We start from the raw sequence: 22,145 nt of genomic DNA on the forward strand, positions 1-22,145 counted from the left end.
GCCCTCGGGGTGAGAGAAACTTTTCTTTCACCCCGAGACGGCGCGGCGGGCGAGCAGGGTCGAGTCGTCGATCTGGACCGGGACGCCGTCGCGGATGGTCAAGCGCGGGCGCTGCTCGACGACGACCGGCTCGAACCCCGCAGGCAGTCCGGGGAGCAGGTCCGAGGCGAGGAACATCGCGTTGTGATGGCCATGGCGCGCGAAGACCTCGGAGGGCGCGTGGCCGACGACCAGGAGGTGGCCCCCGGGCGCGACCGCGGTGGCCAGGCGGCCGGCGACCTCGACCATGCTCCCGTCGGGGGTGTGCAGGAAGTGGCAGGTGACCAGGTCGAACTTCCGGCCCTCGGCGTCGAAGGTGCGCGCGTCGACCTGCCACCAGGACGTTCGGTCCGCGACGCCGGCGTCCTCGGCATGCCGCCTCGCCCGGGCCAGACCGTTGGCCGAGAAGTCGGCGCCGGTGACCGTCCAGCCCTGCTGCGCGAGCCAGATGACGTCGCCGCCCTCGCCGCAGCCGACATCGAGTGCGGTGCCGGGTGTGAGCTCGGAGACCTCGGCGACGAGCTGGGGGTTCGGGTTGCCGCTCCAGACCTTCTCCTCGCCGGAGTAGCGCTCCTCCCACGACTCCGGCTCGAACATCCTGCGGTCCTCGTCCTCGCTCATGGTGCTCAATCTAGCCGCCGCCCCGGTCAAAACCCTGTGCGTTCGGAGCATGCCGTGTGGTTGCCTTGCCGGCGATGATCACCCTGAGCGATCGCCTGGTCCGTCCGACGACGGCCGTACGCACCTCCTATCTCACCGGCGAACAGGCCGACTGCCTCCTGCGCGGCACCGACACCGACTGGCTCGGGCCGGCGAGCACAGACTTCGACGGGTTCGTCGCTGCCCGGGACCACGACAAGGAGCGCTGGGACGTGATGTCGACGGTCTACTGGTACGTCTCCGAGGAGCACTATCTCGGCACCCTCGTCGTGCGCCACACGCTGACCCCCGAGCTCGCCGTCGACGGCGGTCACATCGGCTACCACGTCGTCGCGCCGTGGCGGCGCCAGGGCCACGCGACCCGCATGCTCGAGCTCGGTCTCGAGAAGGCCCGCGAGCACGGTGTCTCGCGTGCCCTGCTCACGTGTGCCCCCTCCAACGAGCCGTCCCGGCGGGTGATCGAGAAGAACGGGGGCGTGCTCGACGAGCAGCTCGGCAACGAGCTCCGGTTCTGGATCGGGTAGGGATACTTCACCCATGCACGCTCTCGTACGCCGCCCCTCGCCCCGCCTCGCCGAGGGGCTCGTCACCCACATCGAGCGGAGCCCGGTCGATGTCGGCCTCGCCCAGGAGCAGTGGGAGGCGTACGTCTCAGCGATGCGCTTCGCCGGCTGGACCACCCATGAGGTCGATCCCGCCGACGACTGCCCGGACTCGGTCTTCGTCGAGGACACGATGGTCGTCTTCGCGGACCTGGCCGTGATCAGCCGGCCGGGTGCCCTGGAGCGGCGCCCGGAGATCGGCGCTGCCGAGGACGCGGTCCGTGCGCGGGGCTACCGGATCGCCCACATCGAGGCTCCTGGAACTCTCGACGGCGGCGACGTGCTCAAGCACGGCGGCACCGTGTGGGTGGGGGAGGGCGGGCGTACGAACACCGAAGGGATCGCCCAGCTCCGGGCACTGCTCGGACCGCTCGGCGCCGAGGTCGTCGCCGTCCCCCTCACGAAGGTGCTCCATCTCAAGTCGGCCGTCACCGCGCTGCCCGACGGCACCGTCATCGGCCACGAGCCGCTGGTCGACGACCCGAGCGTGTGGGGAGCCCGGTTCCTGCCGGTCCCGGAGGAATCGGGCTCCCACGTGGTCGTCCTCGACGACCGCACACTGTTGATGGCCGCCTCGGCACCGCTGAGCAGGGCGATGTTCGAGGAACGCGGCTACACGGTCGTCGCGGTCGACATCTCCGAGTTCGAGAAGCTCGAAGGGTGCGTCACCTGCCTGTCCGTGCGGCTACGAGCCGCTCAGGGCTGAATCGGCATCGTCGCGCAGTTGGATCCGGTGGCGATGCCCTTGACCCGGTCGGTCACCCAGTTGACCGCATCTGTCTGGTCGACCAGCAGCGGCGTCACGTGGTTGGTGATCAGCCCGTCGCCGAGGTTGGGCAGGACGACCGCCTTGTAGGTCACCCGGGCGCCACGGCCGCACCAGTCGACGGCGAGCTGACGCGACTGCGCGTGCGGGACGATGTCGTCCTGGGTGCCGGTCGCCAGCCGCACCGGGACCCGCGGAGCCACATGGCCGAGCTTCTGCGCGTCGATGATGCCCCGGACCACCGGCTCGCGCTCGATGATGTCGTCGAGGCTCTCGCCCGTCGTCGTCCAGCTGGTGCTGCGCCGGAACGGGTAGCCGATGATCCCGTCCGCGACGCATGCCGTCGAGAGGTCCTCGAGCGCCGCCTTGCCGGTCGCGTTCAGGTTCTCGTCCAGGATCGGTCCGAGCTCCGGGTTGGACTGTGCCAGGCCGTTGATCGTCCAGCCGAGAGCGGCCACCAGCGCCGACCCGTCGATACCCTCCGCGGTCGCGCGCAGGTCTGCCGGCGGCGCGCCCACGTAGGCGCCGACGAGGTTGACGTCGGGAGCGTACGTCGAGGCGAGCTCGGAGGCCGATCCGGTCGCGCCGCCGCCCTGGCTGTAGCCGTAGAGCGCGACGCGCGACCCGGTGGTCACCGATGCGTCCGGGACCTCGCGCGCTGCTCGCGCGGCGTCGAGAACGGCATGTCCGCCGTCGATGCGGTCGACGTAGGTGTGGAGACGGTCGGTGGCGCCCAGACCGACATAGTCGGTGACCATCACCGCGACGCCACGCGCCAGCAGGCGGTAGATCCCGATGTCCTCGTAGCCCACCGAGACGGTCTTGCCGTTGAAGAGGATCGGACGCTCCAGACCGAGCGAGGCCGAGCACTGGTCGCCCTGGCCCATGGTGCCGGGCGCGACGACGACGAGCGGCCGGTCGCCGGCGCCGCTCCAGGCCGCGAACGGCTCGATGTAGGCGCCGGTCACCGCAGCCGGGGCGCCGTTGTTGTCGGTGGTCTTGTACATGACCCGGGTGGCGGTGCCGGGCAGCGAGCCGATGCCCGGGATCGAGAGCCCGACGCCGAGGGGGAGCGGCTCGGTGCGTACGAGCGCTCCGTCGGCGTCGGGGAGCGTCGCCGGCGGGTTGTAGAACTCCGGGATCTCGAGTCCGCGAGAGACGACGGCGGTGCTCTGGTCGGCGGCTACGGCCGGCGTGGCCAGGGCGGCGGGCATGACGGCGGCGACAGCCAGAGCCGTCACCAGGGTGCGTACGGCGTGCTTGCCGGGACGCTTCACGAACAGCCTCGATGCGTGCTGAGCCATGGGGGACTCTCCTCACGTAAGCGGGACCGCTTCGTCCCGAGTTACTGAAGAGTAATGTGAGCGCCGTCACGCTGACAAGGGTTTCAGTCCACACTTGTACACCGAGATTCGCGGCGCCTACGAGACGACCGGCTGGCGCAGGATCGTGCGGAGCTTCGCGGGCTCGACCCGTCGCGGATCGCCCAGATAGATCTCGTGGTGCTTCCCGGTCATCCGCAGCCCGTGCTGGGGGATGAACCGCTCGTGCAGCTCCTCGAGCACCGGGCCTTCGTCGTCGTAGGACCCGATGTGCAGCGTCTGCACGCAGGTGCCTTCTGTCAGCGTCTCCATGCGCACCTTGCCCAGGCTCGCCGGGCGGTCCTTGGCGCCGACCTTGGTGACCGCCTCGTCGAACATCTGTTCGGTGATCCAGTCGGGCGTCATGATCATCGCCGTCCAGTCCCACCGCGACTTGTCCCGTGCATGGGTGAAGGCGTCCATGTCCTCGGCCCACCACAGCGCCTCCAGCGGCGGCACCACGTAGTCGCGGCCCTCGTTCTTGCTGGCGAACTTCAGCTTGTACGCCACCGGGTAGAGCGCCGCGAGCGCGTCGGCGTACTCCTGGGCGGTGTTGGGGTCACCGTGCCCGTCGACCATCAGGTAGGGGAGTGGCGGCACCTCGAGCACCCGGAACTCACCCTGACGTGCCCGATAGCTGTCGAGCGTCTTCTTCAGATCCACCTTCGTCGCCATGAGGCCATGATGTCGCGCCGTCGAGGCCGGCGGACGCGAAACTCGGGTGCCGTCGGGGGAGTCTGCGCCTACGCTCCGGACATGGCAACCGTGGCGGACGTCCGCTGGCTCGGCTCGAGCCTGGAGCGGTCCTACGAGGTCTTCGTACGCGGCCGGCTGAAGTTCCGGGTCGGGTCGATCGTCTATGTCGCCTTCTCGCTGGACGAGACCGAGATGGGGTTCGGCTTCCCGAAGGAGGAGCGTGCCGCGTTGGTCGCCAGCGCGCCCGACAGGTTCCACCTGCCCCGCGAGTCGGAGATGCGGTTCAACTGGGTGGAGTCGTCCCTGGCCGCGCTCGACCCCGTCGAGGCGTGCGAGTTCGTCGTCGACGCCTGGCGCCTGTGCGTCCCGAAGAAGGTCTCCGCCGCCTACGACCTCACCCACCCCGAGGGGCCCGGACCGGACCGTCCGGAGACCGGGCCGGCGAACGAGGGAGAGCGATGATCCTGGCCAAGGAGCGCGACCCGCGCCTCATCACCGTCCGCCGCGGTGGCACGCTCACCGACGCCGACCACCAGCTGCTCGCGCTGTGGGCGGCGACCTGCGCAGAGCACGTCCTCCCGCTCTTCGAGGCGGAGTGCCCCGACGACCCGCGCCCGCGGCAGGCCATCGAGGCCGCGCGCGCCTGGGCCCGCGGTGAGCTCAAGATGATGGAGACGCGCGCTCTCGGCGGTCACGCCATGGGAGCGGCCCGGCCGTTGCGCGGAGCCGCCCGCAACGCCGCCTACTCCGCCGGACAGGCCGGCGTGGTCGCCCATGTCGCGGCCCACGACCTGGGCGCGGCCGCGTACGCCATCAAGGCCGTACGCGACGCGGCACCTCCCGGCGAGGCCATCGAGGCTGGGCGCCGGGAGTGTCACTGGCAGCGCGAGCAGCTCCCGGACCCCATCCGCGACCTCGTCCTCGACGACCAGCGGATCCGCAACGAGATCTGCTGGTCGGTCTTCGACTGCTGAGGTCGAGCTGTGCGCGCGCCGATCCGCCGGGCCGTTCAGATGGTCTCGACATCGGCGGCCACGTGGCGATAGCCCCATGATTCGTAGACGACGACCGTCACGAAGGGCGCGGCGGCAACGATCAGCAGGGACCAGCCGAGCGAGACGCCAGTTGCCGCCGCGACCACGCCGAGCGCCAATACCGCGAGCATGCCCACGGCCAGGTTGACGTGCAGCATGTCGACGCGCCCCATCAGTGATGAGTAGATGCCGAAGTACGCGATCGTGAAGACTGCCAACGGGATCACGACCGACAGCACCGCACCGAGCACGCCGATGGTCGCCTCGCCCTCCATGACGTACGCCGCCACATGGATGCCACCGCCGAAGGCTGCAACCGAGGCGAAGATGAGGATATGGCCGTAGGCGAAGATCCAGGCCCGTTCCCGATGGCGCTCGATGAAGTGGGCAAAGGGAATGATGTAGTAGTCCCACCAGATCCCGAAGGCCAACAGCGTGCCGGCGACCACGAGCAGGATCGACTCCTGTGACCAGCCGACGTGCTCGACGGCCGAGGCCACCGCCGCGACCGTTCCGAGGATAACCTCGCCGAGCGTGATGATGAGCAGCAGCCCGTAGCGCTCAGCGATGTGTTCCGCATTCCAGGGCATGCCCCAGCGGCGTTTGGCGTAGATCGGGCCGATCATCTCGATGCCGTAGAAGACGACCGACGCGAGCACCACCAGTGCCACCGAGCTCGTCTGAGCCACCGCGAGGACCACCCAGCCGACCTGCGCGACAAGGATCGACCCGGCATAGGTGAGCGCGGTGTTGCGGTAGGCGGGGGACTGCGACGCAGCCCGAAGCCATTGGGCGACCATCGCGACGCGCATCACGATGTAGCCCCCGACCAGGACGCGGTTGTCGAGCACTCCACCGTGGTCGATCGACTCGAACAACGGCGCAACGCCGAGGGCCACGACGATGGCGCCGGCCATCTGCACGATCGTGAGAGCGCGGAAGACCCAATCGTCGGTGTCGAACCCGGAGGCGAACCACGCGAAGTTGATCCATGCCCAGCAGATCGCCACGACGGTGAACAGGAACCCGCCGATCGCGGGCCCCAGATGCTCCTCGGCGACCAGGTGAGCGAACGCGTTGCCGGCTTGCGCGAACGCGACGACGAACGCGAGGTCGAACAGCAGCTCCAGGGGAGTGGCGGAGCGACCCACCTCGTTGGGGTCGCGTCCGCTCATCCGCATCAGCCGATGAGGTCGCACCACGGTCATGGCGAAGATCCTGCCACCACGGCGCCGTCTCGGCGAGAGGCGTTTCAGACCGACGGACGACCTCGGAGCACCAGCGAGGACCATCGAGTTACCGTCGACCTCATGGATCAGGCGCGCGAACGGCTCGAGACCGAGCGCCGGCAGACGCTCGCGCGCCTGGCGGACCTCACCGACGACTTCGACGCTGTCGTCGCGGCCTCACGCGACACCAACGCCGACGACGAGCACGATCCCGAGGGCGCGACGATCGCCTTCGAGCGGTCCCAGGTCCAAGCGCTCGTACGCCAGGCGCGAGAGCATCTCACCGAGATCGACGCCGCGCTGGAGCGCGTGAGCGCGGGCACGTACGGGACCTGTGAAGGCTGCGGCCGGCCGATCGGCGCGGGCCGCCTCGAGGCGCGCCCGGTCGCGCGCACGTGCATCAGCTGTGCCGGGAAGCCGAGGGAACGGCTGCGCTAGCGGCGATGCCGACCGGGCTGGTCACGCATCCCGACGAGATCGTCGTGGATTCGGCGTGCGCGCCGTCTCTCCAGCCTCGCCACCAGGAAACCGGCTGCGGCCGCGAGCACCATCAGGACCAGGAGCACCACCACCGTGGCGCCCACCATGTCCAGGACGTAGCTCGTCATTGCGGGCAGGTACCCGATGTCGTCTGCGTATATGCACGGGCTTCGATACGGTGGCCGTTATGTCAGGTGAACCCGAAGACTCGATCCGCCTGTGCTGTCTCCTGTGGGCGCACGGGGGAGAGGCCGAGGCGCTCCACGCCTACGAGGACCGCGTCCTGAAGTTGATCTCGGAGCACGGCGGGGAAGTGGTGCACCGGGCGATCGCCGACGACGCGCCCGGGCAGCCCGACGAGGTCCAGCTCTTCCGGTTCCCGCACCAGGCCGCGCTGGACGCCTACATGAACGACGAGCGGCGTACGGCACTCAGCGCCGAGCGCGACGCAGCCGTCGCGCGCACCGAGGTGTTCCCGGTGCGGTTCTGAGGATCGGTCCGAGGATCGGTTACTGTCAGCCTCAGCCGGTGCTCGAGCACCCAACCCGGAAGAGGTCTGTGATGGTCGTTGCTGGATTGGTGCTCGCCGCTCTGGCCGCCCTGGTGCACGTCTACATCTTCGTCATGGAGTCGTTGACCTGGACGAGCCCGAAGACGCGGGCGGTGTTCGGGCTCGGCGCCGAGGAGGCCGAGGCGACCAAGGAGCTGGCGTTCAACCAGGGCTTCTACAACCTGTTCCTCGCCATCGTCACCGCGGTCGGCATCGTCCTGTACCCGGTCTGCTCCGCAGCGGTCGGCTCGGCCCTGGTCTTCGCCGGAGCAGGCTCGATGGCAGCCGCCGCGGCGGTGCTGTTCATCTCCTCGCCCGACAAGCGCGGCGCGGCGCTCAAGCAGGGCGTCATCCCGCTGCTCGCCGTCGTCGCCCTGGCGATCAGCCTGGCTCTGAGCTAGCCAGGAACTCGAGCAGGAGCTTGTTGGTCTCCTCGGGGCGCTCCTGCTGGACCCAGTGTCCACACCGGGGGAGTACCACCGATCGAGTGAGACCCGGCAGGGTCTGGTCGAAGCGTTCGATCTGGCGCCGGCCGGTGATCGCGGGCCCGTCGTACTCGCCGGCGACGAAGAGCGACGGCACCCTGATCGGCACGTCGCCGAAGGCCGCGAGATCCTCCCAGTCGCGGTCGATGTTGCGGTAGCGCGCGAGCGGACCGAAGAAGTCGGAGTCGGCGAACTCGCGGGCGTAGAAGTCGACATCGGCGTCGCTCAGCCACTCGGGCATCTCGGTGGGGTAGCTGAACTGGTCCGAGAGCCGGTCGCCGCGTGGCACCAACCCGAGCGCCCCGCGCGGATCCCCGCCTGCGGCGAGCACACCGTCGCCCGAGATCGAGTAGTAGATGCCGAGCAGCCAGCTGCGTACGTCGGGCAGGATCTCGGCCTCGACGACACCCGGGATCTGGAAGTAGGAGATGTAGAAGTCTTCGTCGTCACCGCCGGCCTGTGCCATCGCCTCGGTGGGCCGGCGGCGTCCGGAGGGGCTGAACGGCACCGACAGGCCGGCGACGGCGGTGAAGACGTCCGGCCTCAGCTGAGCCGTCGTCCAGGCGATGGGAGCGCCCCAGTCGTGCCCGACGATGGTGGCCGTCTCCGCGCCCAGGGCGTGCACCAGACCGACGTTGTCGCCGACATGGCGCAGCATCCGGTAGTCCTCGATGGCACGCGGCTTCGAGGACCCGCCGTAGCCACGGACGTCGATCGCGACCGCCCGGTAGCCGGCGTCGGCGAGCGCGGCGATCTGGTGGCGCCACGAGTACCAGGACTCCGGAAACCCGTGGACCAGGATCACGAGCCGGCCGTCCGCCGGTCCTGACTCAACCCAGTGCAGGTCGATTCCGTTGACGTGTTCGGTGCGGTGAGTCACAGCGGTGTCGGCCACGGCCGGAGTCTGCCACCTTTCCCGATTTCCGCGATAGTACCCCCTATCGCAGAAATGTTCGAAAAGACTGTAATATCGGGGGATGTGAGCGTACCTGACGATGGTGTGATGTTCGGCGATGTCGTCGAGGAGTTCCTGACCGACCGGGCCACACTCACGCGCCGCGGACTCAACGACAAGTCTCGCAGCGCCTACCGGCAGGACATCGCCGCCTGGGCGCGGCAGCTGCATGTCGACGCGGGTGGCGAGCCTGATGGCGACGTGCTGGCGCTGGTCCCGATCTCGGCGCTGACCGATCAGAACGTACGCATCGCCTACAGGTCGCTGCGGGAGAGCTCGGCCGCGGCCACCTGTCAGCGCCGCGTCGGGACGCTGCGGCTCTTCACCCACTGGCTGCAGCTCGAGGGACACCTGCTGGTGGATCCGACGCTGCGTATCGAGGCACCCGAGCGGCCCAGCCGGCTGCCAGCTGGCTGGAGCGTCGACGAGCTCCGCCGCCTGGCACGGGTCGCGTCGACCCCGCGCGAAGGCACCGACCGGCGCCGCTGGCCGGCTCGCGACCGGGCGATCTTCGCGGTGCTGGTCACCACCGGCGTACGTGCCGCGGAGCTGTGCGGTCTCACCATCGGCTCCATCCGGCGCGAGCCCGACGGCGAGACGCTGGTGCGGGTCATCGGCAAGGGCGACAAGCAGCGCAACCTGCCGCTGCCACCCGAGGCCGTCGACGCGGTCGATCTCTACCTGGTCGAGCTGGAGGCCCGTTTCGGCGCTCGCGACGCAGCCGACAGTCTGTTCCTGCTGACCTCGGGCAAGCAGCTGCGTCCTGGCGCGCTCAACCATCTGGTCGAGACCTGGATCCGCCTGGCCGGCGTCCCGAAGCAGCCTGGAGAAGCCGCGCATGCGTTTCGGCACAGCGCCGCCAAGGGACTGATCCGTTCCGGCGTACCGGTGCCTGCCGTGCAGGGGCTGCTCGGTCACGAAGACCTCAAGACGACCGGGATCTACGTCAAGGCGACCGCCGCCGACACGCGCGACGCCGTCCTGCTCTCACCAGCGCGTGAGGTGCTACGTGAGACCGCTGAGCCATTCGAGCAGTAAGCGTTACGGCTTCAGCTCGGACGACGGAAGTCCGTGACATCCGGCAGTTGTTCTAACCGGCCGACACGCAGTCACGCCGGCGGTGGGTCCTCCATAGTCCGGGCGAGCAGTGCACGAGCCATCCACAACTGCAGGTCCCGGACGTCATCCGGATCCAGGTGCGCGATGTCGCGGAGCCAGACCCGCGTCTCGATGCCGCATACACTGCGGATCGCCACCGCGAGCCGATGGGCGGCTTCCTCGCCGAGATCCGCTCGGACCGGGTCGAGCGCCTCCTCCAGCCACCCGATCGCCCGGCCTTGACGCAACGGCAGCTCGTGCGGCGCTTCCCCGAGCGAGAGCCGCAGCATGGCGCGCTGCTGGTGCTCGGTGCGTTCGATGGTGTCGATGAGCGCGGTCACCACGGCGTCGACCCGGGCGTCGACACCCTCCGGCGCGGGATCGGGCAGCAGTGACGCAGCCGCCGTCTCCGGGAAGGCCGCGGCAAGGAGGTCAGCCTGCGTCGGGAAGTACCGGTACGCCGTCGTCCGGGATATGCCTGACTCTTTCGCGACGTCCTCGACGCGAGGAGTGTCACCGCTCTCGATGAGCCTGCGCGCCGTCCCAAGGAGGTGCTCACGGGTGCGCTGCTTCTGGTTGCTACGGCCGGTTGCGAGGTAGCTGTTGGTTGACACAATCCATATGGTATGGCAGTTTCATTATAGGATTCAAGTCCCATAAAGGAGTACGACATGAACGGACAGATCGCAGTGGCACCGGTGGTACGTCACGCGGGTGAGGGCGAGAAGCTCTGGTTCGCCGGAGGTGGCATCTGGACCTGGAAGACCTCCGGCGCCGACCCCGGCGAAGGACTGAGCGTGGTCGAGATCGAGATGAACGCAGGCAAGGTGACACCGATGCACACGCACCCGGTCGCCGAGTCGCTCTGGGTCCTCGAGGGCCAGCTGCGCTACCGCATCAACACTGACGACGTCGAGCTCGACACCGGCGACTTCGTGATGGTGCCCCGCGACGTGCCGCACGCCTTCATGGTGCTGAGCGACGTGGCCCGAGTGCTGGCGCTCCAGCCGTCGGACGCGTGCGAGGCGTTCTATCGCGGCGCCTCCGAGCCGCTCGAAGGGTCTGCCCGTGTGACCGACTTCGGCCGGATCGCACGGAGCGGGGAACTCAACGGCGGCATCACCATCGTCGGGCCGCCGCCGTTCTGATCAGAGTTGCCGCCACGAGCAATCAGTCACATAGATGGCTTGACCGCGCGGGTTGCGATGTAGGCGGACAGGTGCTGCGCTGTGGCGTCTGCGTGGTGCGGTGCTTCGCTGAGGTGGGTCAGGACGAACCCGGCAGCCAGTTGTCCGCCGATCTGTTCGGTCAAGGAGTGGCTGTACTCGATCGGGCCGCTTCCGTAGGCGCGCATCCGGTCGTCCGGCGAGAGGTCGAGCGAGCTGAACGGGAGCCGATGACGCACCACCAGCTCCTGTCGGTCGAGCGCCACCTCGTCGAAGATGTAGACGTCCGGGTTCATGAAGCCGACCATGAGCGTCCCGCCGGGACGCAGCACCCGAAACGTTTCCTCCCAGACCGGCGTCAGGTCGGGACAGAACACGTTCGACACCGGGTTGACGATGACGTCGAAGCTGGCGTCGTCGAAGGCACTGAGGTCGCGCATGTCACCAAGGACGGTACGAAGGCCCAGCCCGTCACGAGCGGCCACCTCGTCATCGCGAGCCAGCTGCTTGGGCGAGTTGTCGAAGACGGTCACCGTGGCGCCTGCCGCGGCGAGGACCGGGCCCTGCTGGCCACCGCCGGAGGCAAGGCAGAGCACCCGAGCACCGGGCAGCTCGGACGGGAACCAATCACGTGGAATCGGCTCGTGGCCGATCAGAACCACCGACCAGTCGCCTTGACGTGCCTTCGCGATGACCTCGGGACCCACCGGCCGCGACCATTCGTTGTCGTTGTCGACCAGCTCGTCCCACGCGACGCGGTTGTGCGCGGTCGGATCGAAGTCTTCTGTCACAGCAGCGAACCCTAGCCGCTCGGGCCCTGTTTCAACGGTTGGATAATTCGCCGATAATGCACATTATGTCAAGTCACTCATTTCTGAGCCCCCTCCCGCGACCGCCCCCGTGTACCGGAACTCGATGACGTGGCGTCGCCGGACCGGTTGCCGCCATTGCCGCGGATGACGCTGGCGTCATGACATCCATCAACGAACTTCGCAAACAAGTGTCGCGGGTCATCGCGCCCGTCGACCCAGACTACGAAACGGCTCGAGCCGTGTGGAACGGAATGATCGACCGTCGTCCGGCCGCTGTCGTGCCGGCCGCGGACGTCAACGACGTCATCGCCGCGGTGAACTTCGCTCGCGACACCGGCCTGCCGCTGGCCGTACGTGGAGGCGGGCACAGCGCACCCGGTTACGGGACCATCGATGACGGCGTGGTGATCGACCTGTCCCCCATGCGTTCCGTCGAGGTCGATGCCGACGCCCGAACGGCTCGCGTGGGTGGCGGCGCCACCCTGGGCGACCTCAACGAAGCCACGCACGCGCACGGCCTCGCCACGCCGGGCGGGATCGTCTCGACGACCGGCGTCGGCGGCCTCACCCTCGGCGGCGGCATCGGCTACCTGACCCGTGGCTTCGGTCTCTCGATCGACAACCTTCGATCGGCCGACGTCGTCACCGCGGACGGGCAGCTCCGCCACGCGAGCGAGTCCGAGAACGCCGACCTGTTCTGGGCGCTGCGCGGAGGAAGCGGCAACTTCGGGGTCGTCACGACCTTCGAGTTCGACCTGCATCCCGTGGACCAGGTCGTCGTCGGACTCTTCTTCTACGAGCTGGAGCAGGCCGGGGACCTGCTGCGCTTCTTCCGCACCTGGATCAACGACGCCGACGAGCGCTACGGCGCCTTCCCTGCATTCCAGGTGGCTCCTCCCCTGCCGTTCCTTCCGGAGGACCGCCACGGCGACACGTTCTGCGCGGCCGTCGTCCACTGGAGCGGGCCGGTCGAGGAAGGCGAGGCGGCGATGCAGCCGTTCCGCGACCTCGCGCCGCGCGTCGGCGAGATGGTCTCGCCCATGCCGTATCCGTGGCTCAACAGCGCGTTCGACGACCTCTTCCCCCGTGGCGTACGCAGCTACTGGAAAGGCAACTACGTCACCGAGCTGACCGACGAAGCGATCGAGGCGCACCTGGCCCACGGCCCCAAGGCGCCGAACGCGAGCTCGACGATGCACCTGTACCCGATCAACGGTGCCGCCTCCCGTGTCGGCGCGACGGACACCGCGTTCTCCTACCGCCACGCGACGTTCTCGACGGTCATCGTCTCCGCCTGGCCGGACGCCTCCGACGACGCCGCCAACATCGCGTGGGTCCGCGACTACGCCGCTGCGCTCACGCCGCACTCCGAGGCGGGCGGGTACGTGAACTTCATGTCCGACGACGACCAGGGCCGCGTCACCGACACCTACGGCGACAACTACGCGCGACTCAGGAAGGTCAAGCAGGCCTACGACCCGGAGAATCTGTTCAGCCACAACCAGAACATCACGCCCTGACGACGCCGGTTCGCCGGCGCCAGGTCGTGGCGCGGGACCACGCAAGGCGGTACCGCGCCACGGAGTCGCTACGCGCTCACTTCTTGATGAAGTCGAGGATGTCCTGGATCAGCTCCTGCTGGTACGCGCCGAAGATCCCGTGCGGAGCGCCCGGGTAGACCTTGAGCGTGCCGTCCTTGACCAGCTCGATCGACTTCAGCGCCGCGTTGCCGATCGGCACGATCTGGTCGTCGTCGCCGTGCGCGATGAAGATCGGCACGTCGAGGGCCTTCAGGTCCTCGGTGAAGTCGGTCGCCGAGAAGGCCGCGACACACTCGTACGCCGCCTGGATCCCGGCGAGCATCCCCTGGCGCCAGAAGTCGTCGATCGCGCCCTGCGACGTCTCGACGCCGTCACGGTTGAAGCCGAAGAACGACGGTGCGAGCTCACGGTAGAAGTTCGAGCGGTCGGCGAGAACGCCGGCCCGGATCCCGTCGAAGACGTCGATCGGAAGACCGTCGGGGTACGCCTCGGTCTGGAGCATGATCGGCGGGACCGCACCGATCGTGACGACCTTGGCGACGCGTCCGTTCCCGTGCTGAGCCGCACAGCGGACGACCTCTCCCCCGCCGGTCGAGTGGCCGACGAAGACCGCGTCGCGCAGGTCGAGGTGCTCGACGAGCTCGGCGAGGTCGCGCGCGTAGGTGTCCATGTCGTTGCCCTGCCAGGGCTGGGCGGACTTCCCGTGGCCGCGGCGGTCGTGGGCGATCACCCGGTAGCCGGCGTCGGCGAGCGTCTTGCGCTCGAGCGACCAGGCGTCCGAGCTGAGGGGCCAGCCGTGGCTGAACACGATCGGCTGACCGGTCCCCCAGTCTGAGTAGTGGATGTCGGTGCCGTCGGACGTGGTGAAGAAGGGCATGGTGCTCCTGTTGGATCGGTTCAGCGAGGACTTCACCATCGTCGCCGTCTCTACCGCCCCGGGTCGCCTGCCGGATCGGCCGCGAATCCCTCGGAATCGGACGCGCGTCAGGCCAGGGCGAGCCGGTCGACGTAGGCGTTCGCCGACTCGCGCAGCTCTCGCCGCGACGTCGCCGTGGCCCCGGCCTGGATCAGCGCCTGCGAGAAGAGCAGGATCTCGTGCGCGAGCGTGCCTGCTCCGGTGCCGGTGCCGATGCGGGCCGCGATCCGTTCCTCCATCGCATTGAGGGTCCGCCTGCAGATGCCGACCACCTCGGGATCGCGGTCGGCGAGCTCTGCCAGAGAGCGCACCATGAGGCAGCCGAGCCGCCGCGGATCTGCGGTGCAGTCGTCCGCGATGCGCAGCAGGTAGCGGCGTACGGCTTCACGGGCTCCGTCCTCCCCCGCCAGGGCGTCGGTCGTCAGGGTGATCCGGCCGCCGCAGTAGGCCTCGAGGGCTGCGAGGAAGAGGCCGCGCTTGCTCCCGAACGCCGCGTAGATGCTGCCGTTGCCCGCGCCGGTGTGCTCGGCGAGGTCATGCATGGAGGTTCGCTCGTAGCCATGCTCACGGAACACGTCGAGCGCTGCGTCACGTACCGCCGTGACTGAGATCTCCCGAGGTCTGGCCATCCCCCGAATCTACCGGTCTTCATGACCACAGTTATGGAATACTCAATCCACAACTACGAGAGGATGTCGATGGCTGGTACGAGGCGACGGATCGGTTTCCTCCTGTTCGACGGCGTGAAGGCGCTGGACTATGTCGGTCCCGCCGAGGTTTTCGTGGAGGCCAACCAGGCGACAGAGGCCTACGAGGTCATCCTGCTCTCGCCTTCCGGCGCCGCGGTGACCTCGTCGATCGGCGGCGGTATCGCCGTGAGTGCTGCCGCAGCCGACGCCCCGCCGCTCGACACGCTCATCGTCCCGGGCAGCGAGCGTGCGCCGTCGGCCTTCGTGACCGACGAGCTGCTCACCGCTGCGCAGACCCTGGCCGTCCGAGCCAGACGAGTCGTGTCGATCTGCAGCGGGGCGTTCGTCCTGGCCGAGCTCGGCCTGCTGGACGGGCGCAGCGCGACCACCCACTGGAAGTTCACCGACGACCTGGCACGCCGGTTCCCCCTCGTCGACGTACAGCCGGACCGCATCTTCGTACGTGACCGCCACGTCGCGACGTCCGCCGGCGTCGCCGCCGGCATCGACCTTGCGCTGGCCCTGGTCGAGGACGACCTCGGCGTGGCAACCGCCCGGCGGGCCGCGCAGGGGCTCCTCGTCTACCTACGGCGCTCGGGCGGACAGGCCCAGTTCTCGGCTCCGCTGCGCGCTGTCGCGGTGCCCGAGAGCCCGGTGCGCGTCATCACCGAGCTCATCGCCCAGGACCCGTCGTACCGGCACAGCGTCATCTCCCTGGCGCGTCACGTCAACATCAGCCCGCGCCACCTCACGCGCCTCTTCCAGGACGAGGTCGGCATGAGCCCTGCCGAGTACGCCGCGAGCGTACGTTTCGATCTGGCGCGGAGCTGGCTGGAGGCCGGCCGCTCGGTGGCGCAGGCGGCGTCCGATGCCGGGTTCTCGAGCGCCGAGGCCCTCCGCCGCACCTTCGTCGCCCGCCTGGGCGTCTCGCCCTCGGCCTACCGCCGCGGCATCCGCACCCAGATCGATGTCGCCACGTCAGGGCCGACGACTCTCACCTTCGCGCAGGGCAAGGATCGTGCGGGCGTCGGCGGCCGTGGCGACCGCCAGGGCTGACGCCGCGATCTTCGGCCCGAGGGTGCCCTCGCTGCGGGCGAGGCTCACGCAGTACGCCGCGATCGCCACGTTGAGCCCGGCGCGAGCAGCCATCCACGGCAGTCTGCGCCGGCCCGCCAGCAACCCGGGCACGAGCGCCAGGTCCGCGACACCGATCGCTCGCAGCGCCGTGGGGTGGTCGCCGAGCTTCAGCGCCCGGCCCACCCGCTCCGGCGCGAGGAGGATCGCTGCCCCGATCGGCAGCGTGGCGAGTCCTACGAAGGCGGCCGAGCGCCGTGCACTCTCGTGGTCCATGAGAACCATCTTGTCCGACGACTGGTGATCTCCCGCGCAGGATGTAGAGACGACACGAACGTCTCCGTTCATGGAGTGAATGCGACCAGCCGAGGTCGCCACATCCGAGGAGAAGCAGATGTCGAACACCATGCAGCGTAGCGAGATCGACGAGGTCCTCAGCCGTCCGTTGAGCCAGGAGCTCCTGGCGCGTGACCTGGCCCGACTGGCGTACGTCGCCAAGGACGGCACCCCGAGGAACGTCCCGATCGGGTTCACCTGGAACGGCTCAGAGGTCGTCATGTGCACCACGCCCAACTCCCCCAAGCTCATCTCGCTGCGCCACAACCCGGTGGTCGCGCTGACCATCGACACCGAGGCGCACCCACCCAAGATCCTGCTCATCCGCGGCACGGTCGAGCTCGACCTCGTCGACGGAATCCCCTGGGAGTACCTCCAGATGAACGGCTCCTACGAGATGACGGCCGAGCAGCGGGTCGCCTGGGAGGCCGAGGTCCGCTCGCTGTACGACAGCATGGTCCGGATCGTCGTCACCCCGACCTGGGCGAAGCTGATCGACTTCGAGACCACACTTCCGACCCAGGTCGAGGAGCTGGTCCAGCAGCGCGCCGAGCGCGACGCCGCCCGATCCCGATAGGACTTCCCGCGAGCCGTTGTCCTCTGCTGGCTTGTCGTCCGTGGTTCCATGACGACCATGGTGATCGGTTGGGCGTTCTTACTCTTCGGCCTGGTCTTTGCCGCTTTCGGGATCTCCTTCGTCGTCCTTGGCGTGATCCAGCGGCAGCGGCTCCAGACCTGGACGCCGGCGACGGCGACGATCCGCGAATTCGAGACCCGCAGGGTGAGCAGCGGCCAGCGCGGCTCACGGACCAAGCTGATCGCGCATTACGAGTACCGAGGCCCCAACGGCGAGGAGCACGCAGGCGAGGGCGCCCTGGACAACCAGCGGTTCGCGGTCGACGGTTCAGCACTCCCCCTGGCGATCGTCATCGACCCGCTGGACCCGAGTCGCTCGATGGTCGCATCCGAAGGCGCACCCATCGGATGCCTGGTCGCGATGGCGATCCCCTTCACGCTATTCGGCGGTGTCTTCGCCATGATCGGCTGGGCGATCACGGGTGTCACCGTTATCTGATAATTTCTGGACATGGTGTCCAGTATTGCTGCGCTCAAGGCTCGAATCGTCGCGTCCACCGAAGCACTCGTCCCCGAGCTCGTCGCGCTCCGACGGAGCATTCACGCGGAGCCGGAGCTCGGCCTTCACCTGCCAGCGACCCAACGCCGGATCCTCGACGCTCTGTCCGACCTCGATCTGGAGATCGCCGAGGGCCGGTCGCTGTCGTCCGTGACGGCGGTTCTACGTGGCGGGCGACAGGGACCGACGGTGCTGCTCCGGGCGGACATGGATGCGCTGCCGATCACGGAGGCGGTCGACATTCCGTACCGGTCCAGCAACGGCGCGATGCACGCGTGCGGTCACGATCTGCACGTCGCCGGCCTGGTCGGCGCGGCCCGGCTGCTCGCCGAGAACCGCGCTGGCCTCGCCGGAAACGTCATCCTGATGTTCCAGCCGGGCGAAGAGGGGCACGGCGGTGCGAAGCTGATGATCGATGAGGGCGTGCTCGACGCCACCGGCGACCGGCCAGTGGCTGCGTACGCGATCCATGTCGGCAACGCGCCGCGCGGGATCTTCCTCACCCGGCCGGGCACGGTGACGGCGAGCTCGACGCATCTGCCGATCGACCTCGTAGGTCGTGGCGGACACGGTTCGCGCCCCCACGAGGCGCTCGACCCGGTCCCCGTCGCGGCCGAGATCGTGCTGGCCCTGCAGACCTACACCGCGCGCCGCTTCGACTCCTTCGACCCGGTCGTCATCTCGGTGACCAACCTGACCGCGGGCACCGGAGCAGACAACGTGATCCCCGAGTCGGTCCAGCTCACGGGCACCGTACGCACCGTCGACCCGAACACGCTGTCCAGGATCGAGCGAGAGCTCCCTCAGCTCATCGAGGGCATCGGGGCCGCGCACGGACTGGAGGCGACGGTCGCGCTCGAAACCGGCTATCCGAGCGTCATCAACGACGAGGACGTCACGCGACGTGCGATGGAGACGCTGCGTAACGCCTTCGGGCCGCGTGTCGTCGAGGTGCCACGACCGACGATGGGGGCCGAGGACTTCTCGTTCGTCAGCCAGCGAGTCCCGACCACGATGGTGCTGCTGGGCGCCGCCCCGAGCGCGGATGCGGCCCCCAACCACTCGCCTGACGCCGCCTTCGACGACAGCATCCTCGGCGACCAGGCGGCGGCACTCGCGCTGCTCACGATCGACACTCTGGCCGCCGAACAACCGTGACGATCCTTCCTGCGGCCGGATCGGCGTGGTCACGCCCTTTTGGGCCCATTCGATTGTTGTTGCTGTCGACTTAGCCATGATGAGCCGAACGGGCTATGGATGCGTGCCGAATCGACGTGCCACACTCCACATCATCCGGGCGGCTGCGCCCACGACACGTCATCTACGGGGGACATGAGCATGCGCATCCACAGCATTGTCACCGCGATCGCCGCCGCCGCTTGTGCGACGGTCCTGGCCGCCGCACCGGCCCTCGCGGGCGGCAGCCCGCACTTCATCAAGCACCTGACCAAGGTCACCGACGCGGATCTGTCCTCCGTCACCGTCGCCTTCAAGGAGGCCGGCCTCGAGAGCGGTGCGGTCGAGACGATCACCGTCACTGCTCACCTTGACGCGACCTATCAGTGCGTCAACCGAGGTGGCCACAACCCGGATGACCCGAAGAAGACCGTGATCAGCGGTGACTACTCGAAGTCCGGCGAGTTCAAGGCCGCCAGGAACGGCAACGTGACCGGCTCCTTGACGGTGACCGCACCCGCGCCGAGCACCGTTCTCGACTGCCCCAACGGACAGAAGGCAGTGCACACGGTGTCGACGTGGTCGAACATCTCGGTCACCGACGAGGACACCCTGGCGACCATCACCGTCCCGGGCACGTTCTCCTTCGGCCAACCGGTCGACTGACGACCCGGTTCACGGCTCGCCTCAGCCCTTGTCGGGACCGTTCGCGCGCACCCGCTCGACGTTGACCAGCGACTGCTGGAGCTCCTCGAGCCACTCGCTCGAGTGCTGCTGGACGAGCTTCACGCACCAGCCGAGCGCGTCGCTGCGACTCCGGGCGACGCCGCCGGAGACGAGCAGGTCGAGGACCGCGCGCTCGGGCTGACGAAGCCGGGTCATCACCGGCGCGGAGACGGTGGTGAACATGTGCCGCTCTCCCCCGACCTCCACGCCCCAGGAGACCTTCCGGTCGAATCGTCGCTCGGCCTGCCGCGCGACGGCCATCCGGTCCTCGCGGGTGCGCTCGCGGAACTCGCTCGCCCGCCCTTCGTAGGCGGCGGCCTTCTCCTCGTCCGAAGCGCCCTCGGCCGTCTTCGGCTCCTTGATCCTTCCGACGACGGTGATCTCCTCGCGGTCGACCACGACATCGACGATCTCGTCGTACACGCCATCGGGCAGTCGTCCGGTGAACCACCCGCGCAACTCAGTTGTAAGCATGTAATCATGCTTACTCGCTTGCGCCGGGAAATCAAGGACCTTCAGGACGGGGCCGACATTCCGGTTCACCCGGGCCGTCGCGAGCCTGGACCTCAACCGACGATCCCGATCGTCTCGATCACGGCGATCGCGGCCACGACCGCTGCCGTGACCCCGACCCGGCGGCGACCGATGAGCAGGAAGACGGCCAGTGCGGCCACCAGCGCCGCACTGCCGCCCCGCAACCACAGGTGGTCGCCGGCCAGCGGATGGCGGACCACCACGAGCGCGGCGACGACCAGAGCCAGATGCGTACGCCGCCAGGCGAGCTCGGTCCGCTCGGGCTGCAGCCCCGGGTCGCCCACGCCGGCCCCGTTGACGCCGGACCCGCTCACACCAGCAGGGCCATCGAGACGAGCGCGACCGAGCCGAGCACGCCGAAGACCAGGGGAAGCGGTGCTCGGCGGGTCGGCAGGGCATCCCGCCGGCGGATCGCCCGCTCGCTGCGTACCCAGCTCCACCAGGACCACGCCGCGCACGCGGCCGCGAGGATCGCGAGGCTGAGCGGAGCGAGCACGGCCAGGGCCGTGTCGCCGCCCACCTCGAGAGTGTCGACGGCGACCGCGACGGCGAGGAACGCCAGCGAGGTGCGGATCCAGGCCAGGAACGTACGTTCGTTGGCCAGCGTGAACCTGACGTCGGGCTCCTCGGTCGAGCTGTAGAGCCAGCTGTCCAGCCGGCCTCGGCGTTCGCGGGTCACGAGGCAGGCTGCGTGACGGCGCCGGCGTCGGCGTCCGCGTCGGTCCGGGAGTGGCGACCGGTCACGCCGGGAACGAGTGCCGCAGTGATGGTGAACAGCGCCGTCGCGACCCAGGCGATCGTCATCCAGCGCTCCCAGTCGCCCGTCGCCTCGACCACGCGCGGCGCGAAGAGGACTGTCGCCAGGATGAAGGTGCGGTTGAGCAGGTGGTTGAGACCGAAGGCCCGGCCCTGGATGTCGGGGTGGATCTCCTCGACGTGCTCGGAGAAGCTCGCCATCCACGGTCCGAAGATCGCCGCCAGGGCGACGCCGATGCCGATGAAGAGGACGATCACCATGCTCGAGGACGCCCCGCTCCCCTGGCCCATGAGCGCCAGGAAGGCACCGAGGAAGATCGCCGCGGCGAACCCGCCGCCGACCATGAAGGACTTGCGGCGTTGCGTACGGTCCGAGAGGCGGGCGAAGACCAGGCTCAACGCGAGGTTGCTCAGCCAGAAGACCATCGTCATCGCCGAGGCGGCACGGACCGAGGCGCCGAACTGCTGGACGAGCATCGTCTGGGCGTAGGCGTTCATGGTGGCGAGCAGGACGTAGAGGAACGACATCGCGAGCACATGCGTCCAGAAGGCGCGGCGGGCGAGGAGGAAGAGCAGACCCGCCCTCCTCGGGGGCACCTCGACGGTGTGGGCCTCGTGCTCGGTGAGGCGTACGGCGCGACGGACCTCGGGAGCCAGGTCGCGCAGCGTGAGGGCGACCACGATGGCACCGACGAGAGCCGCGCCGGCCATGATGAACAGCTGCGAGCGCCACTGGTTGCCGAAGACACCCAGGGTCGCCGAGGCCACCGCGGCGGCGAAGAAGTTCGCACCGACCGAGCCCCAGCTCCAGAACGCGAACGCCTGCGCCCGGCCCATCCGCGGGGTGAAGTCGCGGATCAGTGGCTGGGTGCCGGCGACCGCGACGCCCTCGACGAACGCGAGCACGATCCTGGCGAGCGCGAAGTGGCCCACCGAGCCCGCGGTCGCCATGAACAGGCAGGCGGCGGCCGAGAGGAACATGAACGGCACCAGGATCCGCACCCGGCCGACGCGGTCGGCGAGCTCGCCGCCGAGGTAGCCGGCGAGTGCACCGAAGATCAGCGACGCGGCCGTGATGAGGCCGTACGTCTTGAGCGACATCCCGAGGTCGTCGAGCAGCAACGGCAGAACGGGGGCCAGCTGGCCCTCGAACGCCGAGATGAACAGGGCGAGCACGACGACAGCCAGCAGCACGCGGCGGCGTGCTCCGACTGGGTACTCGGTGAGCAGGGTGCGGTAGGACACGGAGATCCGCCCTTCAAGATATTAGACAGCTCGTCTAGTAACGGTCATCACGTTCGACTGTAAGGTCAGTGACCCGCGCCACAC

30 protein-coding genes are annotated in these 22,145 nt (G+C 68.8%); 15 read left to right on the forward strand and 15 right to left on the reverse strand.

The window, feature by feature from the left end:
• Positions 1-27: 27 nt before the first annotated feature.
• The gene (locus ACW14X_RS00950; RefSeq protein WP_457164376.1) at positions 28-660 is read right to left on the reverse strand and encodes a class I SAM-dependent methyltransferase; all 633 of its coding nucleotides are present in this window, start codon (positions 658-660) and stop codon (positions 28-30) included.
• Positions 661-734: 74 nt separating this feature from the next.
• On the opposite strand from ACW14X_RS00950, the gene ACW14X_RS00955 reads away from it, so the two are divergent.
• Both ACW14X_RS00955 and ddaH read left to right on the forward strand, forming a co-directional pair.
• Positions 735-1,223, forward strand: a complete 489-nt coding sequence (locus ACW14X_RS00955) for a GNAT family N-acetyltransferase (RefSeq protein WP_457164377.1) — start codon at positions 735-737, stop codon at positions 1,221-1,223.
• 13 nt (positions 1,224-1,236) lie between these two features.
• Positions 1,237-2,007: a dimethylargininase gene (ddaH, locus tag ACW14X_RS00960; RefSeq protein WP_457164378.1), complete on the forward strand. Its 771-nt coding sequence runs from the start codon at positions 1,237-1,239 to the stop codon at positions 2,005-2,007.
• Here ddaH and ACW14X_RS00965 read toward each other — a convergent pair.
• Positions 1,998-3,371: a lipase family protein gene (locus ACW14X_RS00965; protein WP_457164379.1), complete on the reverse strand. Its 1,374-nt coding sequence runs from the start codon at positions 3,369-3,371 to the stop codon at positions 1,998-2,000. The two genes, ddaH and ACW14X_RS00965, sit on opposite strands and share 10 nt — an antisense overlap.
• Before the next feature lie 117 nt (positions 3,372-3,488).
• Complete coding sequence (locus tag ACW14X_RS00970; RefSeq protein ID WP_457164380.1) at positions 3,489-4,103, reverse strand: GyrI-like domain-containing protein; 615 nt, start codon at positions 4,101-4,103, stop codon at positions 3,489-3,491.
• A gap of 81 nt (positions 4,104-4,184) precedes the next feature.
• Here ACW14X_RS00970 and ACW14X_RS00975 point away from each other — a divergent pair, with 81 nt between their 5' ends.
• Both ACW14X_RS00975 and ACW14X_RS00980 read left to right on the forward strand, forming a co-directional pair.
• Positions 4,185-4,586 carry an MmcQ/YjbR family DNA-binding protein gene (locus ACW14X_RS00975; RefSeq protein WP_457164381.1) on the forward strand — a complete coding sequence of 134 codons (402 nt, stop codon included), beginning with the start codon at positions 4,185-4,187 and terminating at the stop codon, positions 4,584-4,586.
• Positions 4,583-5,098 (forward strand): putative immunity protein, encoded by a 516-nt coding sequence (locus ACW14X_RS00980; RefSeq protein WP_457164382.1) that lies wholly within the window; start codon positions 4,583-4,585, stop codon positions 5,096-5,098. Before ACW14X_RS00975 ends, ACW14X_RS00980 begins: the two co-directional genes overlap by 4 nt.
• Before the next feature lie 35 nt (positions 5,099-5,133).
• Here ACW14X_RS00980 and ACW14X_RS00985 read toward each other — a convergent pair whose 3' ends face one another.
• A complete protein-coding gene (locus tag ACW14X_RS00985; protein WP_160023556.1) occupies positions 5,134-6,366 on the reverse strand; it encodes a low temperature requirement protein A in 1,233 nt (410 codons plus the stop codon).
• Between the two features lie 102 nt (positions 6,367-6,468).
• Between ACW14X_RS00985 and ACW14X_RS00990 the strand changes: the two genes are divergently transcribed.
• Complete coding sequence (locus tag ACW14X_RS00990; protein ID WP_350843505.1) at positions 6,469-6,825, forward strand: TraR/DksA family transcriptional regulator; 357 nt, start codon at positions 6,469-6,471, stop codon at positions 6,823-6,825.
• Here the strand turns inward: ACW14X_RS00990 and ACW14X_RS00995 are convergent.
• The gene (locus ACW14X_RS00995; RefSeq protein ID WP_350843504.1) at positions 6,822-6,995 is read right to left on the reverse strand and encodes a hypothetical protein; all 174 of its coding nucleotides are present in this window, start codon (positions 6,993-6,995) and stop codon (positions 6,822-6,824) included. The genes ACW14X_RS00990 and ACW14X_RS00995 overlap by 4 nt on opposite strands.
• A 59-nt stretch (positions 6,996-7,054) precedes the next feature.
• On the opposite strand from ACW14X_RS00995, the gene ACW14X_RS01000 reads away from it, so the two are divergent.
• Together ACW14X_RS01000 and ACW14X_RS01005 are read left to right on the forward strand one after the other, a co-directional pair.
• On the forward strand, positions 7,055-7,357 hold the full coding sequence (locus ACW14X_RS01000) for a hypothetical protein (RefSeq protein WP_350843502.1): 303 nt from the start codon (positions 7,055-7,057) through the stop codon (positions 7,355-7,357).
• A 71-nt stretch (positions 7,358-7,428) separates the two neighbouring features.
• The gene (locus ACW14X_RS01005; RefSeq protein ID WP_350843500.1) at positions 7,429-7,818 is read left to right on the forward strand and encodes a DUF1304 domain-containing protein; all 390 of its coding nucleotides are present in this window, start codon (positions 7,429-7,431) and stop codon (positions 7,816-7,818) included.
• On the opposite strand, the gene ACW14X_RS01010 is transcribed toward ACW14X_RS01005, so the two are convergent.
• Positions 7,799-8,797, reverse strand: a complete 999-nt coding sequence (locus tag ACW14X_RS01010) for an alpha/beta fold hydrolase (RefSeq protein WP_457164383.1) — start codon at positions 8,795-8,797, stop codon at positions 7,799-7,801. The genes ACW14X_RS01005 and ACW14X_RS01010 overlap by 20 nt on opposite strands.
• Before the next feature lie 84 nt (positions 8,798-8,881).
• On the opposite strand from ACW14X_RS01010, the gene ACW14X_RS01015 reads away from it, so the two are divergent.
• On the forward strand, positions 8,882-9,895 hold the full coding sequence (locus ACW14X_RS01015; RefSeq protein ID WP_457164384.1) for a tyrosine-type recombinase/integrase: 1,014 nt from the start codon (positions 8,882-8,884) through the stop codon (positions 9,893-9,895).
• Between the two features lie 71 nt (positions 9,896-9,966).
• Here ACW14X_RS01015 and ACW14X_RS01020 read toward each other — a convergent pair whose 3' ends face one another.
• A complete protein-coding gene (locus ACW14X_RS01020) occupies positions 9,967-10,569 on the reverse strand; it encodes a TetR/AcrR family transcriptional regulator (RefSeq protein ID WP_457164385.1) in 603 nt (200 codons plus the stop codon).
• Positions 10,570-10,626: 57 nt separating this feature from the next.
• On the opposite strand from ACW14X_RS01020, the gene ACW14X_RS01025 reads away from it, so the two are divergent.
• Entirely contained in the window at positions 10,627-11,103 is a 477-nt protein-coding gene (locus ACW14X_RS01025) for a cupin domain-containing protein (protein WP_457164386.1), read from the forward strand.
• A 26-nt stretch (positions 11,104-11,129) separates the two neighbouring features.
• On the opposite strand, the gene ACW14X_RS01030 is transcribed toward ACW14X_RS01025, so the two are convergent.
• Positions 11,130-11,912, reverse strand: coding sequence for a class I SAM-dependent methyltransferase (locus ACW14X_RS01030; RefSeq protein ID WP_457164387.1), 783 nt, complete (start codon positions 11,910-11,912; stop codon positions 11,130-11,132).
• 272 nt (positions 11,913-12,184) lie between these two features.
• Here ACW14X_RS01030 and ACW14X_RS01035 point away from each other — a divergent pair, with 272 nt between their 5' ends.
• Positions 12,185-13,453 carry an FAD-binding oxidoreductase gene (locus tag ACW14X_RS01035; protein ID WP_457164388.1) on the forward strand — a complete coding sequence of 423 codons (1,269 nt, stop codon included), beginning with the start codon at positions 12,185-12,187 and terminating at the stop codon, positions 13,451-13,453.
• A 76-nt stretch (positions 13,454-13,529) separates the two neighbouring features.
• Here ACW14X_RS01035 and ACW14X_RS01040 read toward each other — a convergent pair whose 3' ends face one another.
• Together ACW14X_RS01040 and ACW14X_RS01045 are read right to left on the reverse strand one after the other, a co-directional pair.
• Positions 13,530-14,351: an alpha/beta fold hydrolase gene (locus ACW14X_RS01040; protein WP_378821091.1), complete on the reverse strand. Its 822-nt coding sequence runs from the start codon at positions 14,349-14,351 to the stop codon at positions 13,530-13,532.
• A gap of 107 nt (positions 14,352-14,458) precedes the next feature.
• Positions 14,459-15,019: a TetR/AcrR family transcriptional regulator gene (locus ACW14X_RS01045; protein WP_457164389.1), complete on the reverse strand. Its 561-nt coding sequence runs from the start codon at positions 15,017-15,019 to the stop codon at positions 14,459-14,461.
• 69 nt (positions 15,020-15,088) lie between these two features.
• Here ACW14X_RS01045 and ACW14X_RS01050 point away from each other — a divergent pair, with 69 nt between their 5' ends.
• Positions 15,089-16,135 (forward strand): GlxA family transcriptional regulator, encoded by a 1,047-nt coding sequence (locus tag ACW14X_RS01050; RefSeq protein WP_457164390.1) that lies wholly within the window; start codon positions 15,089-15,091, stop codon positions 16,133-16,135.
• On the opposite strand, the gene ACW14X_RS01055 is transcribed toward ACW14X_RS01050, so the two are convergent.
• Complete coding sequence (locus ACW14X_RS01055; protein WP_457164391.1) at positions 16,058-16,429, reverse strand: hypothetical protein; 372 nt, start codon at positions 16,427-16,429, stop codon at positions 16,058-16,060. The two genes, ACW14X_RS01050 and ACW14X_RS01055, sit on opposite strands and share 78 nt — an antisense overlap.
• A gap of 118 nt (positions 16,430-16,547) precedes the next feature.
• Here ACW14X_RS01055 and ACW14X_RS01060 point away from each other — a divergent pair, with 118 nt between their 5' ends.
• The 4 genes from ACW14X_RS01060 (at position 16,548) to ACW14X_RS01075 (ending at position 19,466) form a co-directional block, all read left to right on the forward strand.
• Positions 16,548-17,066, forward strand: a complete 519-nt coding sequence (locus ACW14X_RS01060; protein ID WP_457164392.1) for a pyridoxamine 5'-phosphate oxidase family protein — start codon at positions 16,548-16,550, stop codon at positions 17,064-17,066.
• A 48-nt stretch (positions 17,067-17,114) separates the two neighbouring features.
• Positions 17,115-17,564 (forward strand): DUF3592 domain-containing protein, encoded by a 450-nt coding sequence (locus ACW14X_RS01065; protein ID WP_457164393.1) that lies wholly within the window; start codon positions 17,115-17,117, stop codon positions 17,562-17,564.
• A 12-nt stretch (positions 17,565-17,576) separates the two neighbouring features.
• Complete coding sequence (locus ACW14X_RS01070) at positions 17,577-18,782, forward strand: M20 metallopeptidase family protein (protein WP_457164394.1); 1,206 nt, start codon at positions 17,577-17,579, stop codon at positions 18,780-18,782.
• Between the two features lie 180 nt (positions 18,783-18,962).
• Positions 18,963-19,466: a hypothetical protein gene (locus tag ACW14X_RS01075; RefSeq protein ID WP_457164395.1), complete on the forward strand. Its 504-nt coding sequence runs from the start codon at positions 18,963-18,965 to the stop codon at positions 19,464-19,466.
• A 21-nt stretch (positions 19,467-19,487) separates the two neighbouring features.
• Here ACW14X_RS01075 and ACW14X_RS01080 read toward each other — a convergent pair whose 3' ends face one another.
• From ACW14X_RS01080 to ACW14X_RS01095, 4 genes are all read right to left on the reverse strand, one after another.
• On the reverse strand, positions 19,488-20,000 hold the full coding sequence (locus ACW14X_RS01080) for a hypothetical protein (RefSeq protein WP_160023580.1): 513 nt from the start codon (positions 19,998-20,000) through the stop codon (positions 19,488-19,490).
• 92 nt (positions 20,001-20,092) lie between these two features.
• Positions 20,093-20,374: a DUF202 domain-containing protein gene (locus tag ACW14X_RS01085; RefSeq protein WP_457164396.1), complete on the reverse strand. Its 282-nt coding sequence runs from the start codon at positions 20,372-20,374 to the stop codon at positions 20,093-20,095.
• On the reverse strand, positions 20,371-20,739 hold the full coding sequence (locus ACW14X_RS01090; RefSeq protein WP_457164397.1) for a YidH family protein: 369 nt from the start codon (positions 20,737-20,739) through the stop codon (positions 20,371-20,373). Before ACW14X_RS01090 ends, ACW14X_RS01085 begins: the two co-directional genes overlap by 4 nt.
• Positions 20,736-22,061, reverse strand: a complete 1,326-nt coding sequence (locus ACW14X_RS01095; protein ID WP_457164398.1) for an MFS transporter — start codon at positions 22,059-22,061, stop codon at positions 20,736-20,738. Before ACW14X_RS01095 ends, ACW14X_RS01090 begins: the two co-directional genes overlap by 4 nt.
• Positions 22,062-22,145: the final 84 nt, after the last annotated feature.

The organism is Nocardioides sp. YJ-D4, assembly GCF_054031495.1.